Genomic DNA, 16,398 nt, shown 5'->3' with positions numbered 1-16,398 from the left:
TCCTACCTGGTTTGTAGCTGCAATAAAAACTGCAGCGGTATAAAAAATGAGTTGTCAGGTAAGTTATGACCAGCAAAAAACAAGATAGCGGCACCATAGTCGTTAATAAAAAAGCAAGGTTTGACTATTTTATTGAGGATGAATATGAAGCTGGCATCGCACTTGAAGGCTGGGAAGTGAAAAGCTTGCGGGCCGGGAAAGTCAATATTGCCGATGCGCATGTCATCATCAAGCATGGCGAGGCCTGGCTTTTAGGCGCCCAAATTCAACCGTTGCCTACAGCGTCCACTCATGTTCCAGCTGATCCCTCGCGCACCCGAAAGTTGCTGTTGAACCGGCGGGAGCTGAGCAAGTTAATTGGCCATGTTGAGCGTCAGGGATATACTTTGGTTCCTTTGTCGCTATACTGGAAAAAAAGCCTTATTAAAATCAAGATAGCTTTGGCCAAGGGCAAGAAAAGCCATGATAAACGCGATACAATCAAAGAGCGGGACTGGCAGCGAACAAGAGCGCGCGTTTTGAAAAGCCGTTGAGTTCAGAAACAATGAGGGCCCGCGCATGAAAATCAAACTTAAATTAGATGAGGTCAACTTGGCTCCTATCCCTGCGTCCCGCGACTTGTTCCTGTGGGATGTAGAAGCCAAGAGTTTTTTCATGCATAGGCTCTGCAGAAACAATGTGTAAACCTAACTAATTCAGGATAATTATGGCATAATTCGTGCTTTTTATTGCAATTCTTTTGCCAATTTGAGGAGTAAACATATATGTGCGGGATAATGGGGGCGGTGTCGCATAGGGAAATCAGCAAAATCTTGCTGGAAGGTTTGCGCCGGCTAGAATACAGAGGCTATGATTCCGCAGGCTTGGCAATTATTAATTCTGATAAGCAGCTCATGCGCCTTCGTATGTTGGGGAAAGTGCAATCGCTTGCCGATGCTTTGGATTCCAAAGCCTTGAATGGAAATACCGGTATCGCTCATACCCGTTGGGCCACCCATGGCAAACCCTGCGAATTAAACGCCCATCCGCATACCTCTCACGAAGAAATTGCTGTGGTGCACAATGGCATTATAGAAAATCATGAGGAATTACGCCGCGAATTACAGGCATTAGGATACGTGTTTACTTCCGAAACCGATACTGAAGTTGCAGCCCACCTTATTCATTATCATTATCAAATGATGCGATCCCTCCTTGCTGCCGTGCAAAAAACAGCAGCAAGGATGCAGGGCGCTTTTTCCCTGGGTGTTATCCATCGCGACTATCCTCATGAATTGGTTGCGGTGCGCAAGGGCAGCCCTTTGGTGATTGGTCTCGGCATTGATGAAACCTTTATTGCATCCGATGCCTTGGCCTTGCGCTCTTTTGCGCAAAAGGTCATTTATCTTGAAGAAGGCGACAGCGCACGGCTTACGGCAGAAGGTGTTGAGATATTCAATGCCGATAATCAATCCGTAGGGCGGAAAGCGCATCATTTAAAGGACGATATCTATGCCGTGAATAAAGACGGCTATCGCCACTTCATGTTGAAAGAGATTTTTGAACAAAATAAAGTGCTTGGCGACACCCTTGAAGGCAGAGTAACAAGCCTTGAAGTGCTCAAGGCTAGCTTCGGTGATAGCGCCAATTCAATTTTTAAGCAGGTTAAACAGATTCAAATTGTTGCTTGCGGAACAAGTTATCACGCGGGGTTGATTGCCAAATACTGGCTGGAATCCCTGGCTTCCTTGCCTACGCAGGTCGAAATCGCCAGCGAATACCGCTATCGCGACGTGGTCGTAAGCGACAATACGCTTTTCATCACCATTTCCCAATCCGGAGAAACGGCAGATACTTTGGCGGCCTTGCAGAAAGCAAAAAAGCTTGGCTATCTGGCAACTTTTGCGATTTGTAATGTAGCGGCGAGCACCCTCGTTCGTGAATCTGATTTTATCTTTCTGACAAGGGCTGGGGTTGAAATCGGGGTTGCTTCAACCAAGGCCTTCACCACCCAGCTTGCAGCACTCCTGATGCTGGCTGCCGCCTTGTGCCGCGACAGCCGCGCTAAGGAAGTATTACATCAATTACAGCAATTACCGGCTTGCTGCGAGCAAACATTAAAAATCAATGATGAAATAGAATCACTGGCCGCAGAATTTGTGAATAAGGCGCATGCATTGTTTCTTGGGCGCGGGGTGCAATATCCTGTGGCTTTGGAAGGCGCATTAAAATTAAAGGAAATTTCCTATATTCATGCTGAAGCCTACCCTGCCGGAGAATTAAAACATGGCCCATTAGCTCTGGTAGATAGCAACATGCCGGTCATTGCAGTGGCGCCGAATGATGAATTGCTGGACAAGCTAAAATCCAATTTACATGAAGTCAGCGCGCGCGGCGGGCAATTATATGTTTTTGTGGACGATTCACAGTCCTGGCTTGCGGACGGTGCGCGTTTGATTAAGGTCCCTGCTTGTGGCCAGTGGATCGCGCCAATTATTTATACTCTTCCCTTGCAATTGCTTGCTTATCATGTCGCAGTCGCTAAAGGTACGGATGTAGATCAGCCGCGCAATCTGGCAAAATCAGTGACGGTGGAATGAGAACATAATCTGGTATCCGGTGAGGACAAACTCCGTCTGAGTTGTCGTGTAAAAACGCGCAAAACATCCCGCCGGTTTTGAAAGCAAGCCTCGGCTTTCGAAAGTTTTGCACGAAATTGAGGCGTCTTGTTTCGCCGGAATCTGGAGTAAGTAGAGGAATTTTGAAAAATAACCTCGTTTTTTGTCTATCGCAAAAAGAGCACCAAACAGTATATAATAAGCCCACATTTTAATACGCATGTTTCATTTAAAAATACAGGCGCATTGGGGTTTTCATGATTATGGGGAGGTCAATGACTCAACAGATAAAGCCGGTTGCGGCCATAATTGCGCAAGAATTAAAAGTAAAACTTGCCCAGGTAGAAGCTGCCATTCGTTTGCTGGATGAAGGCGCAACTGTGCCTTTTATTGCGCGATACCGCAAGGAGGCAACAGAGGGGCTTGACGACACCCAGCTGCGCCTGCTTGCCGAACGCTTGCGCTATCTGCGAGAGCTGGATGAACGCCGCAGTGTGGTGTTGCAATCTATCCGCGAGCAGGAAAAACTGACCCCTGAGCTGGAATCTGCCATTCTGGCAGCTGATACCAAAACCCGGTTAGAGGATTTATATTTGCCCTACCGGCCCAAACGACGGACTAAAGCCAGTATTGCAAAAGAAGCAGGACTTGAGCCTTTGGCTCTGGCATTATGGCAAGATCCGACGCTCATTCCTGAAGCGGAAGCCTCGTCTTTTGTGAACCCTGAATTGGGAATTGCTGATATTGCTTCTGCTTTGGATGGCGCAAAACAAATTCTGATGGAGAAATTTGCTGAAGAAGCAGATTTGTTGGCCATATTGCGCAAGCGCTTATGGGCTCATGGCATTCTTAAAGCAAATTGCATGGAAGGCAAACAATCTGCCGGGCAAAAATTTGCCGATTATTTCAATTATGCAGAACCTATCTCTAAAATTCCTTCGCACCGCGCCTTGGCCTTGTTTCGTGGCCGACGGGAAAGCATTTTACAATTAACCCTGACATTGCCTGCAGAACAGGATTCAGGCGAGGTTCTTGTTGCCAGATACTTTAATTTTAAGAATGAGGGGAGGGCTTCAGATCCCTGGTTGCAGGATGTGCTCTCCGATACCTGGAAAATCAAGCTGTCGACCAAGCTTGAGCTTGAGCTCATGACCCAGCTTCGTGAATTGGCGGATGAAGAAGCTATTACGGTATTTGCCCGTAATTTACGCGATTTGCTGTTGGCCGCTCCGGCCGGTGCGCGGGTAACCATGGGGCTTGACCCAGGCATCCGCACTGGCGTTAAGGCGGTAGTTGTTGATGCAACTGGAAAGTTACTGGATTACTGTACAATTTTTCCCTTCGCGCCCCAGAATGAGTGGCATGAATCGATTGTCGCTTTGGCTAAGCTTGCCGCCCGACATCAAGTCAGCCTAATCAGTATCGGCAATGGCACGGCTTCCAGAGAAACAGAACGCCTGGTTGCTGAAATGATTAAAACTTATCCTGATCTACGCTTGACCAAAGTTGTGGTCAATGAAGCAGGCGCTTCAGTCTATTCAGCATCAAAGCTTGCGGCAGAAGAATTTCCGGACTTGGATGTTACGCTTCGTGGCGCAGTATCAATTGCCAGACGCCTGCAGGATCCATTAGCCGAGCTTGTAAAAATTGAGCCGCGCTCAATTGGCGTTGGGCAATATCAACATGATGTCAACCAACAGCGTCTGGCCCGGAGCCTTGAAGCCGTGGTTGAAGATTGCGTCAATGCAGTCGGCGTGGATGTCAATACAGCGTCTGTTTCTTTGCTAACTCGTGTTTCAGGGTTCAACGAAACTCTGGCAAAAAACCTGGTGGCCTATCGCGATGAATTCGGGGCGTTTAAAAACCGTGAAGCTTTAAGGCAAGTTGCCCGCATGGGTGAGAAAACCTTCCAGCAAGCTGCGGGGTTTTTGCGTATTGTCAATGGGGAAAATCCGCTTGACGCGTCTGCGGTGCATCCAGAAGCCTATCCTTTGGTAGAGCAGATTTTAGCCAATAATCAAGTGACAATAAAAGAACTCATTGGCAATCAGAAATTGCTGTCAAGCATCAATGCTGAGGATTATGTTACTGATTCCTATGGGGTGCCGACCATTCGCGATGTTTTGCGCGAACTTGAAAAACCCGGCAGAGATCCCCGCCCTGAGTTTAAAACAGCCCAGTTTAAAGAGGGGATAGAAGACATCAGTCATTTGCAAGAAGGCATGATTCTTGAGGGAGTGGTGAGCAATGTTACCAATTTTGGCGCTTTTGTCGATATTGGCGTACACCAGGATGGTTTGGTGCATATCTCTTTGATGACCAATCGCTTCATTTCAGATCCGCGATCAGTGGTTAAGGCAGGGGACGTGGTGCGGGTTAAGGTGATAGAGGTTGACCATCAACGCCGCCGCATTGGCCTCAGCATGAAACTTGAAGAGCAAACTCTGCAAGCATCCAGGGTTCCTGTCAAGCAGCCGAAAGATTCCACATCTCCCGAAAAAAAGAAAAGCCAAAAAAGAAACAGCGCGGCCAAAAAGCCGGAAAAAGGCAGTAAGGACGGGAAAAAAGCGGTGTTTAATACGGCTATGGCTGATGCTCTGGCGAAATTAAAGCGTGGTTCCCAATGAGCACTAAACCCAGGGGCGAAATCACTATTCAAACCTTGGCTATGCCCGCCGATACAAACGCTAACGGCGACATATTCGGTGGTTGGCTGGTTTCCCAGATGGATTTGGCAGCAGGTGTGCTGGCAAAAAAATTTGCGCATGGCCGTGTGGCAACAGTTGCTATCCATTCCATGACTTTTTTAAGGCCTGTCCACGTCGGGGATGTGATAAGCTGCCATGTGGAGTTGATTAAATTGGGCAATACTTCGATGACCATTGCGGTTGAAGTGTGGACAGAATTACTGGCCACCGGAGAACGTTATCGCGTGACCGAAGGCACTTTTGTTTTTGTGGCCATTGATGAACATGGCCGACCGCGGCCAGTACCGAAACTTTCATGACTATTGATATTGATTTACATGCGCTTATTAGCGAAATGGCGGCTCTGTTGCAGCATGGAGCTCCCCCTGAATCCAGGTATTACGCTGATTTTCTCCAGCGGCCTGAGTTGAGTGTGCAGATCATTGATGTGATTGCAGCCCTAAATGAAAGGGAAATTGATGAAGAGCCGGCTTTTTATTCCGCTTGTATTTTTGCGCTGGAAGTCTGCATCAGCCAGCTGCAGGCAGAAACGGAAGCTGGAAACAAAGCCTCCATCAGAGCTTTAAATCATTTAATGTCCCATTTTGCCTTTGTAATCCGAAACAGTGCCCACTCCCTAAGTTTCTGGCTACCAGTGTTGAATACCTTTTATGAAGTGCATGTCGACTTATCTGCAGAATTAAAAGAAGCTTATCTTAATCTGATTGATAAGGAATCAAGTCCTGCAACCACCGATGAAACAGCCAATCTCAATGCCATAAAAAATTTAATTCAGGAATTATCGGATTTATCCATATTTGATATCGCCGAGAATTTTTTTGCGCAAAGTTATGCTCTGCCTGCTGATCTGTATGCTGATCTGGTCATCGATTTGTTTCATGTGGAAAACGGCCAGGAGATTGCTGTTTTAAGCTTGCTTCATCCGGACAAGGAAGTGCGGGATGTTGTTGCTGATACCATTGCTGAAATGATAGATGACGTCCAATTAAACCCGATTTCGCTATCGCGCCTTAATGCGATTAAGGCATGGTATCCAGCGGAATATCATGACATGTTTAATCAATGGATTAAAAAACAACGTAAAAAAGGAGTTGTTTTTTCCTGTTCAGGCAAGCTCAATGAATCCATTCAAATTAAAGCCAGTGAGATCGATGGCAGCGGCGCGCAGGGAATTTTTATTGAATTTAAAACAGAACGAGTCAATCGCCTTGGGAGTTTGCTGTTTAAGCAGGAAACCGGCATAAAAGACGTATGGATTACTCCCCCTATTACAGCAAAAGAGCTCAAGCGTTATTATCATGAGTCTTTTGAGGATAACGTGATGCTACGCAAGGTGGATATATCCTATTTGTGCCTGATGGTGAACCACTTCCTGGTGCTCACCATTGAACAAGGGAATGTCCCTGATTTACATTTGCTGGAAATCCAGGAAGAACTTGGCTTGCATTTTATCCCGCAACGGCTTGATACCGCACAGGCCATGGAAGAGCTTGCAGTGCAAATTACGCCATTTACTGAAGAAGCCCTGGAAGAATCCTTGCAGCGCTCGAAGATGTGGCCCAAAAATAAACGGTTTACTGAATCCTGGTTTATGGAAAATGCAAAAATTGATAAACTCGTTAATCGTTTCTGCAGTTTTGTTGAAGGGGTGAAGGTCTGTCGGATTGAAGACGCCATGCGGGATGTATTTGCAGAAGAGATGGAATCAAATCGCAAGCAATGGGTTTTTCATTTCCTCTGGGTTGCATTATGGCTAAAATCAGGTGCGCGCAAGAGAGAAAAATTATGGCAAGACAGCTTTTTTATTGCCTATGCTATTTACCAAGGCAGGCCTTTGCATACCATTCCCATCATGTGGGAAATCTGCTACCAGAGCGTCATTAACAGCATGGAAACCATGCATGAGCGCAGAACCCATCTTGCCAAAGAATAGCTCCGGTCACTCCCCCGGCATTTAAAGTTGACAAAGGTACAAGGCTCTCTTAGGAAAACTTGGCAGGGCCTAGAACATGTCAGCGCTTTGCAATAACTCACGCGCATGCGAACGGGTTTGCTCGGTAATGGTCAATCCGCCAAGCATGCGCGCAATTTCATCCACTTTCCTGTCAGCCGAGAGCGGCACGATCCGCGAAAAAGTCTGCGCCTCATCGGTATATTTCTCCACCACGAAATGATGGTGTGCCGCGGATGCCACCTGGGGCTGATGCGTGACACAAAACACCTGCAAGCGTTGCCCGAGTTTACGCAGTAACTGGCCAACCAGCGCAGCCGTAGGGCCGCCAATGCCTACGTCAACCTCATCAAACAGCAGGGTCGGGGTACTTGCGCGCTGGGCGGTGATCATCTGGATGGCAAGGCTGATTCGGGATAACTCTCCCCCGGATGCAACCTTGGCCAGGGAATCGGGAACCATGCCCGGATTGGTACATACTTTATACTCCACTTTGTCCATGCCATGGGGATGCATTTTTTCAAGCGGCGTAATCTCAAGTTGGATATACCCCTTCGGCATGCCCAGCTGGCGTATGCTGCGGGTTATCTCCTCTGCCAGGGCCTCAGAGTGCAAAAGCCGAGACTCCCGAAGCTTCAATGCAGCCTGTTCATACTCGTTTTGTTTTTCAACAAGTTTTTTTTGCAGCTCAAGGAACTTTGATTCTCTGGCCTTGACTTGTTGCAGTTCTGCCTGCAGCGTATCTTGATAAGTACAGAGCGCATTGACATCGATATTAAACTTGCGTGCCGCAGCATGCAAGAGGCTGATACGCTCCTCCACTTCAAATAACCTTTCTGGATCAAGCTGGACCTCTTCAGAGAAACTGGCGATTTCCGCTTCCGCTTCTTGGCATTGGATCAGCGCGTTGTTGATCAGTTCGACCGCATTTTGAATCAGGGGATTGGCTTGAGGAAGGCGCATCAGGGACTGCATAATCTGATGCAATAGCTGATGTACATTCGGTTCGTCATCCGCATTTAAAAGGCGCATGATGCAATGGGCTTCACTCAGATAATCCTTTGCATGGTGCAGCAACTGGTGTTCCTGATAAAGCTTTTGAAACTCATTTTCTTTTACATGAAGTTCAGTTATTTCTTGCAGCTGATATTGCAACAATGCAGCCCGCTCATCAGATGCATCCTGCGTGACCAGTGATGTCAGCTCATGTTCAAGGCGCTGGCATTCGCGGTATAAGCCCGCGACCTCTTGAAGCAGGTGCAGATGGCCGGCATATTGATCCAGTTGCAGGCGGTGGGTATTCGGTTGCAGCAATGTCTGATGCTGGTGCTGGCCGTGGATATCGACCAGCATTTCACTTAATTCCTTGATTTTGTGGAGCGGGAAGGGCTGGCCGTTAATGTAGGATTTGGAGCGGCCTTCTGCATAAATAGCGCGGCGCAGAATAATGAGTTCATCTGTCCATTCCAGGTCATGCTCTTTAAGCCAGAGCTCAGGAGGAGATCCTCGATCAAAATGAAAACTTGCGCTGATTTCACATTTTTCAGCTCCTGGCCGAACAACAGAGTTGTCTGCGCGGTCACCCAGCGCAAGCATCAGGGCATCAATCATAATCGATTTCCCGGCTCCTGTTTCCCCGGTAAATGCAGTCATTCCCGCTGAAAAATCAAGCTCCAGCAATTGAACAATGGTAAAGTTTTCAATGCGCAGGGAGATAAGCATAGGCGGCTCCTAACCCCAACCCAGTTTGATTCGTAACGTATCATAATAGTGATAATCGAGTGGATGCAACAATCTTAACTGCTGCGCGTTCTTTTCTATCGATACCTGCTGTCCCGGCTTGACCAGGCGCGACTCATGGCCATCGCAACTGATTTGCAGGTTGCATTCATTCTTTTCGCTGATGCTAATATCGATGACATCCCGCCCGTCAATGACAAGCGGCCGTGAACTTAAGCTGTGGGAAAACATGGGCACCATAACCATGGCGTTTAGCTGCGGATGCATAATTGGACCCCCGGCTGACAAAGCATAAGCCGTGGAACCGGTAGGAGTCGCAACAATGAGCCCGTCAGCACGGTAGTGGCCGACAAATTGTCGATTGATATGGACTTCAAATTCAATTAAATGGGTGCCGGTTCCACGGCTTAAAACCACATCGTTTAAAGCGTCGCCTTGAAAGTATGTCGTTTCTTCATCGTAAATTTGTGTCTGCAGCAAAAATCGCCGCTCCTCAGTGTATTCCCCCTTAAGAATGGCGCCAAGTTGGGTTTCAATGTCTTTGGGGGAAATATCGGTCAAAAATCCAAGCCGCCCTCGATTAATCCCGATGACCGGGACATTGACCTTAATCGCCATGCGCGCGGCAGATAAAAGGCTTCCGTCGCCGCCCACCACAATGATTAAATCCTGATTTTGGCCCATATGCTCACGTTCCAAGACTGGAAGCTTAAGAGTAAAGCTTGAGGCGGTATCGGAATCCTGATAGGCGTCGATTTGTTGGCTTTCTAAAAAATCTTTTACCCGTTCAAGCGTTTCATTAACGCCCTGGTTGGCTCGGTATTGCCGGGCGTACAAGACAGCGCGCTTGAATTTCTGTTTGCTCATGCTCAAATCCTTTTCTATTCGTCACGATGTTCAGCTCGCGCCGTTCTTTTGCGCTCATGTTCCTTTAATTCTTTTTTGCGCAAACGAATAGATACTGGCGTCACTTCCACCAATTCATCATCATCAATGAACTCCAGGGCTTGTTCAAGCGAGAATTTAATCGGTGGCGTAAGAATAATATTTTCATCACTGCCCGAGGCACGGATATTGGTTAATTGCTTTTCGCGAGTCACATTCACCACGAGATCATTATCACGGGCGTGAATGCCGACGATCATTCCTTCATAGCAGGGGGTTTGCGGTTCAATGAAGAGACGTCCACGCTCCTGCAGGTTAAACAGGGCAAAAGCCCTCGCTGCACCCTGGCAATTGGCTATCAATACGCCATTCGTCCGTTTGCCTATGCGTCCGCGGACGGCGAGACCATAATGATCATAGACATGATACATTAAGCCGGTGCCTGAGGTTGAAGATAAAAATTCGGTATGAAAACCGATTAAACCGCGTGTGGGAATGATGTAATCCAGCCGGACTCTTCCTTTGCCGTCAGGGATGATGTTTTGCAAATCTCCGCGACGCTCGCCAAGTTTTTCCATAATACTGCCCTGATGGCATTCTTCAACATCCAAAGTCAGGCGCTCATACGGTTCGAGTTGTACTCCGTTTTCCTCACGCATGATTACCTCTGGCTTGGATATAGCCAGTTCATAGCCTTCACGGCGCATATTCTCCAGCAAAATCGACAAGTGCAATTCACCACGGCCTGATACTCGGAACTTATCGGGATCGTCGGTATCGGCAACACGCAAGGCTACGTTGTGCAGCAATTCTGTTTGCAGGCGTTCCCGAATTTTTCGGCTGGTTACAAATTTGCCCTCTTGTCCCGCAAAAGGAGAATCATTAACCTGGAAAGTCATGCTGATAGTGGGCTCATCAACAGTCAAGGGCGGTAAAGCTTCAATATGGGCCGGATCGCAGATTGTGTCGGAAATTTTTAATTCATCAATGCCTGTAACCGCAATAATATCGCCTGCGCGGGCTTGCTCAATTTCGACGCGCTCCAACCCTTTAAAGCCCAGCAATTGCAGGAGGCGCCCGTTGCGGATGGTGCCATCCGCACCAATGATTTTAACCGGGGATTTGGCGTGGATCTGCCCGCGGCTAATGCGGCCGATGCCAATGGTACCCACGTATGAGGAGTAATCCAGGGAGCTGATTTGCATTTGAAACGGACCTGCAGGATCGACATCCGGCGGATTAACGCGCTCAATAATAGTTTGCAACAAGGGTTGCATGTCTTTGGTTTCATCGTCCAAATCAAGCTTTGCATAGCCATTTAAAGCTGAGGCATAGACTACGGGAAAATCGAGTTGGGCATCGGTTGCCCCAAGGTTGTCAAATAAATCAAACACCTGATCCATGACCCAATGTGGGCGAGCGCCGGGGCGATCGATTTTGTTAATGACGACAATTGGATCTAAGCCACGGGCAAACGCTTTCTGAGTCACAAAACGGGTTTGCGGCATGGGGCCGTCTACTGCGTCCACCAGGAGCAATACGCTGTCGACCATGGAAAGAATGCGCTCGACTTCACCGCCGAAATCAGCATGTCCCGGCGTGTCGACAATATTGATTTGATACCCTTGCCAGTAGACCGAGGTATTTTTGGCAAGAATGGTGATGCCGCGCTCTTTCTCCAGGGCGTTGCTGTCCATAATGCGCTCTATTTGCGGAGAGCGCTCATTGAGCGTACCTGTTTGCTGCAGTAATTTATCTACTAACGTTGTTTTGCCATGATCCACATGCGCGATGATGGCTATATTGCGAATTTGATTGATCATAAAAACCTTAATTATTCCTGGATGTTGACAATTTTTTCTTAAGTTGGGACAAGTGTTTACTGTTCGGTATTGTCATCCTGCGAAGCCTGGAAACCATGCTGGAAGCAACTTGCGCTGCGCCAAATATGGATGCGCGCATTGCGCGGGAAAGACAAGATCAATTTGCCCCGTACAAAGCCATTTTTTCCGGCGAAATCCTGCTTTTGGGATCCAGGCCGGAAAATCAACTGGTCTTTGTACCCTCTAAATCTAAATATATCTAAAAATAAACGGGATGCATTTGATCAATGCAATCCTGATTGTTCATGTATTTACCATTATACAACGAATCCCGGCAATTTGATAATAAAGATTCATCGCTAACCCTTTCATTCAACAAGAGGTTTGCTAAACTTACATTAGGCATCAAAAAAAGGTGGAAAATATGAATAAATTAATTTTGCATCCCACCGATACCAGCCAATGGCATGCCCTGGTCAATGAAGCTCAGGCATCCACTCGGTTGATACTCAATGAAAACACGGAAAGTTATCTTGTTTTTCTCTTAATGCGCTTTTCGCAAACCACCAAGCTTTTGGAATCTGTAATAGCGCTTGATTTTCTCGAGTCCATGCAAAGCGCCGGCAAACGGCAGCTTGAGCTTTTGCGCGATGTGGGCGATAAAAGTTTGCTGTTTTGCGGGCTTTTTCCCGGCATGGCAAGAAAACGGCATGTCAGCCTTGAATATTTCAGTGATATGGGGCAAGCGGCTTATCTGACAGTGGGTGAATTGCAGGAGCGGCAGTTTGCTGATTTGTATTTTCAATTAAGCGAGCAGTTCCTCACCATGCAGCAGGTTCTTCAAGCCATGCGGGGGCAATGTTTAACTCTTTCGGATGAGAACATGCTCATTATCGGCAATAAAGATTTACTTCTGCAGTAGAGGTCCTTGGCGCATCTTTTTCTCCAGGCGGCAAGCATTGTCAAACCCTGGGCTTTTTCTTTTTCCGGGTGAAATAGGCTAAAACTGCTGCTGTATCCGGTTTTTTATGATGCCAGATATAAAACGCTTCTGCGGCCTGTTCTACCAGCATTCCGATGCCATCTTCGGCTCGACAGCCATGCTTGTTTGCATAGGTTACAAACGGAGTGGGTTTCTGGATATCATAATTTAAGTCATAGCAGAATGGTTTTTGGCTCAAGAGGTTTTCTGGAAGATGCAATGCTTCTGCAGCAAGGCTTGCTGAAGTTGCATTGATGACGAGATTGTAGCGGCCTTCCATGGTTTGCCAATCGCTGGCAGCAATTTCAGGGAACGTTTGTTTAAGCCTTAGCGCTTTTTCCAGATCGCGGTTAGCAACCATCAGGATCTCCGGTTGAAGGCTTAGCAACGGAGCGATGATGCCCCTGGCCGCTCCTCCTGCGCCAAGCAACAGGATTCTGGGGTGACGGATAACCGCGTGCCTTTTTAAATCACGGAGAAACCCTGCACCATCTGTATTGTCACCCATCAGTTTGCCTTCGTTTATCCATAAGGTATTTACTGCTTTGGCAACGGCAGCGCGCGATGTGGCAATAGAGCACAGGGCATAAGCCTCTTCTTTCCCAGGTGTGGTTACGTTTAAGCCTGTGCCGCCTGTTGCAAAAAAATCCTGGACTTGCCGGGCAAAAAACCCTTTCTCCAGCAAAATGCGCTCATAGCTAAGCTCGATACGGCATTGCCTTGCAAACCATTGATGAATCAATGGAGACAAACTGTGCTCAATGGGGTTTCCAATGACTGCAAAACGCTGAGTCACCATGCGGCTTCATCCTGTCAGGAGGCATTAAGGCTTTTACTGACCATCTCACGCAAGTCCCAAGAGAGGGAAGCTTTGGAGAGCCGCTGAAGTTCTTTTTGGATTAAGTCCTGCCTTGATTTATCCAGGCGTTGCCAGCGGGTAAAGGGCGTGGCCAGTCGGGCTGCCACTTGCGGGTTATATTGATCCAATTTAAGGAGCATTTCAGTTAAAAAAGAATAGCCGCTGCCATCCGGTGCGTGAAAGTGGCGATGATTGGCAAAACAAAAAGTACCGATGAGTGAGCGAAGTTTATTAGGATTTTTAAAATTGAAAGCAGGGTGCGAAAGCAATTTCTGTACATGTGCCAAAGTGCCCGGCAATTCACAAGAAGCCTGTATGGCAAACCATTTGTCCATCACCAGTTCATCCTGATGCCACTGCCGATAAAACTGATCGATGGCTTTGGATCGTCGCTCATTATCCTTGCAGTTAACCAGCAGAGCAAAGCTTGCAATTTGATCTGTCATGGTGCGTGCATGGCTAAACTGCGTCTGACAGAGCGTGATTGCCTCTTGTTCATTCCCTTTCATCATTAACCAAAGGCAACTGTTGCGCAATCTGCGGCGCTGGTATGCTTCGCTATGCATCATGTGGTCCTCGCGCTGCCATAACGCTTCATAATGGGCGCGGGCGGAATCATAAAGTCCTCCTCCCAGCTCTTTTCTGTAGCCATCCCGTGCCTTTTCCAGTTGTTCGACATGAATTCCATTTAAACGCACCGCCACTTCCTCAAAGCTTGGAGGCGTTAAAATTTCAGCGCGCAAGGCTTTGTCGGTTTTTGCATCGTCCAGAACATGCTGCATTGCATCAATAAGCGTTTTGGGCAAGCTTTGTGGCGCCTCAGACTGATAGGATTTCACAACTTGTTCAATGGCAAGCGTTGATGCCGCATTCCATTTGGCATAACCGTTATGTTCAAAACGCAGCAAATCCAATAAATCCTCATCGCTGATGTCATGATGCAGCAATACAGGCGCTGAAAAATCACGCAGCAGCGAAATGAGGGGCTTTTCCTGTAAATTCGTGAAATGGAAAGTCTGCCTTTGCTCACGGAGCTCCAAGATATCCTGGTTAACCGGTATACGCTCTCCCTTTTTGTTGAATAAAGCAAATTTTATAGGGATATGGAATGGTTTTTTCTTTTGGCATTCAGGCGTTGGGCGGCAGGATTGGCTGAGCGTCAAAGTGAGCTCCCCATCGCGGTAATCGCTTTCCACCCGGATTTCTGGCGTGCCGGCCTGGCTGTACCAGAGTTTAAACTGGGAAAAGTCCACGCCATTCGCATCTTCCATGGCACAGACAAAGTCATCGATGGTTACAGCCTGGCCGTCATGGCGCTTGAAATATAAATCCATTCCGCGGCGAAAGCCTTGTTTGCCCAGCAGGGTCTGCTGCATCCTTATGACTTCAGCGCCTTTGTTATAAACGGTTGCGGTATAAAAATTATTGATTTCCTGATAGGATTCAGGCCTGACAGGATGAGCCATTGCTCCCCTATCCTCAGGAAATTGGGCATTACAGAGAGCTTTTACATCCAAAATCCGGTTGACGTCGCGAGAATTCATATCACGGGAAAATTCCTGGTCGCGAAATACGGTCAAACCCTCTTTCAAGCTTAACTGGAACCAGTCTCGGCAAGTAACGCGGTTTCCAGTCCAGTTATGAAAATATTCATGCCCCACAACGCCTTCAATATCAGCATAATCTTGATCAGTTGCTGTATCTGGCCTTGCCAGGATGTATTTTGAATTAAAAATATTCAGGCCCTTGTTTTCCATCGCGCCCATATTAAAATCGCTGACAGCGACAATCATGAAAATGTCAAGATCATATTCTCGCCCATATTCTTCTTCATCCCAGCGCATGGCTTTTTTCAGTGAATCTAGGGCGTGCTGGCACTTATCCTCATTTCCAGGTTCAACATAAACTCTAAGATCCACGGTTTTACCTGAGGCGGTGATAAATGTATCCTGCACGCAGGCCAGATCTCCTGCCACCAGGGCAAAAAGATAGGAAGGTTTTTTAAATGGATCATGCCAGACAACCCAATGCCTGCCGTCATTTGTTTCACCCTTATCCAAGAGGTTCCCATTTGACAGTAAGACAGGGTATTTTTGCTTGTCTGCTGTGATGCGGGTGGTAAAGGTGGTTAATACGTCAGGACGGTCTGGAAAGTAAGTCATGCGCCTGAACCCTTCAGCCTCACATTGAGTGCAGAATAACTGGTGTGTGCGGTAGAGCCCTGAAAGTTCTGTGTTGTTTTCGGGATGAATGCGGGTAACAACATCCAGCACCAGGTGGTCAGGACAGGATTCAATCAGCAAATTGCCATCCTGGATGCGATAAGCGCTTTTATCCAGGTTTTTTTTATCCAATTGTATGCTGATAAGCTCCAGATCTTCCCCATATAATTCCAGCGCACCTGGGTGCTGGCGTTTTAAATGCATGCAATTACGCACCAGGGCATGATCCTCATGCAAATCAAATTCCAAAGATATGCTTTCCACCATAAAAGCCGGCGGTTGATAATCTTTTCTATAAATTGTTTTATGGGTCATGAAAGGGCTCCTGATGAAAAACAAAAAAATGGCTTCATTTGATTATTAATCATGAATTTGCACATCGCTTTAAAGTGCAACTATACTGAAAATAAGATAAGAACTTCTTTTTACCAGCGAAAGCAAAAAAAGAAAAGGCATGATGCAAAAAATCAATATTGTAGCCTGCTTTAGCCTCGCAAATCAGGGAATTTGAAGATAATTCCTGATGGTGACCCGGTCTAATCCGGTTACAAGGCTGGTTCATTGGGGCAGATGTTTTCAGATAATGGAAGAAGATTTTGTTTCTCCATGATGTCATGATTGTGGGGAAGGT

The 16,398-nt window shown here is 47.2% G+C and carries 11 protein-coding genes; 6 read left to right on the top strand and 5 right to left on the bottom strand.

Annotated elements, in window-relative coordinates:
* Nucleotides 1-65 precede the first annotated feature (65 nt).
* The 5 genes from smpB (at nt 66) to Llon_RS09920 (ending at nt 7,238) form a co-directional block, all read left to right on the top strand.
* Nucleotides 66-533: an SsrA-binding protein SmpB gene (gene smpB, locus Llon_RS09945; RefSeq protein WP_058529906.1), complete on the top strand. Its 468-nt coding sequence runs from the start codon at nt 66-68 to the stop codon at nt 531-533.
* A 231-nt stretch (nt 534-764) separates the two neighbouring features.
* The gene (glmS, locus tag Llon_RS09940; protein ID WP_058529905.1) at nt 765-2,579 is read left to right on the top strand and encodes a glutamine--fructose-6-phosphate transaminase (isomerizing); all 1,815 of its coding nucleotides are present in this window, start codon (nt 765-767) and stop codon (nt 2,577-2,579) included.
* A gap of 293 nt (nt 2,580-2,872) precedes the next feature.
* Nucleotides 2,873-5,224: a Tex family protein gene (locus Llon_RS09930; RefSeq protein WP_058529903.1), complete on the top strand. Its 2,352-nt coding sequence runs from the start codon at nt 2,873-2,875 to the stop codon at nt 5,222-5,224.
* Nucleotides 5,221-5,604 (top strand): acyl-CoA thioester hydrolase YciA, encoded by a 384-nt coding sequence (yciA, locus tag Llon_RS09925; protein WP_058529902.1) that lies wholly within the window; start codon nt 5,221-5,223, stop codon nt 5,602-5,604. The genes Llon_RS09930 and yciA overlap by 4 nt, the downstream gene beginning before the upstream one ends.
* The gene (locus Llon_RS09920; protein WP_058529901.1) at nt 5,601-7,238 is read left to right on the top strand and encodes a hypothetical protein; all 1,638 of its coding nucleotides are present in this window, start codon (nt 5,601-5,603) and stop codon (nt 7,236-7,238) included. The genes yciA and Llon_RS09920 overlap by 4 nt, the downstream gene beginning before the upstream one ends.
* Nucleotides 7,239-7,307: 69 nt before the next feature.
* On the opposite strand, the gene recN is transcribed toward Llon_RS09920, so the two are convergent.
* Genes recN through typA form a run of 3 tightly spaced genes read right to left on the bottom strand, consistent with a single transcriptional unit; the run spans nt 7,308 to nt 11,704 of the window.
* Nucleotides 7,308-8,978, bottom strand: a complete 1,671-nt coding sequence (gene recN / locus Llon_RS09915; RefSeq protein WP_058529900.1) for a DNA repair protein RecN — start codon at nt 8,976-8,978, stop codon at nt 7,308-7,310.
* Between the two features lie 9 nt (nt 8,979-8,987).
* A complete protein-coding gene (locus Llon_RS09910; RefSeq protein WP_058529899.1) occupies nt 8,988-9,863 on the bottom strand; it encodes an NAD(+) kinase in 876 nt (291 codons plus the stop codon).
* A gap of 14 nt (nt 9,864-9,877) precedes the next feature.
* Nucleotides 9,878-11,704, bottom strand: coding sequence for a translational GTPase TypA (typA, locus tag Llon_RS09905; protein ID WP_058529898.1), 1,827 nt, complete (start codon nt 11,702-11,704; stop codon nt 9,878-9,880).
* 424 nt (nt 11,705-12,128) lie between these two features.
* Between typA and Llon_RS09900 the strand changes: the two genes are divergently transcribed.
* Nucleotides 12,129-12,626, top strand: coding sequence for a hypothetical protein (locus Llon_RS09900; protein WP_058529897.1), 498 nt, complete (start codon nt 12,129-12,131; stop codon nt 12,624-12,626).
* 40 nt (nt 12,627-12,666) lie between these two features.
* On the opposite strand, the gene aroE is transcribed toward Llon_RS09900, so the two are convergent.
* Together aroE and pepN are read right to left on the bottom strand one after the other, a co-directional pair.
* The gene (aroE, locus tag Llon_RS09895) at nt 12,667-13,482 is read right to left on the bottom strand and encodes a shikimate dehydrogenase (RefSeq protein WP_058530078.1); all 816 of its coding nucleotides are present in this window, start codon (nt 13,480-13,482) and stop codon (nt 12,667-12,669) included.
* A gap of 17 nt (nt 13,483-13,499) precedes the next feature.
* Entirely contained in the window at nt 13,500-16,082 is a 2,583-nt protein-coding gene (pepN, locus tag Llon_RS09890) for an aminopeptidase N (RefSeq protein WP_058529896.1), read from the bottom strand.
* Nucleotides 16,083-16,398 lie beyond the last annotated feature (316 nt).

This window comes from Legionella londiniensis, from assembly GCF_001467825.1.
In the GTDB taxonomy this organism is placed as follows: domain Bacteria; phylum Pseudomonadota; class Gammaproteobacteria; order Legionellales; family Legionellaceae; genus Legionella_A; species Legionella_A londiniensis.
This window is presented reverse-complemented; position numbering and strand designations above follow the sequence as displayed.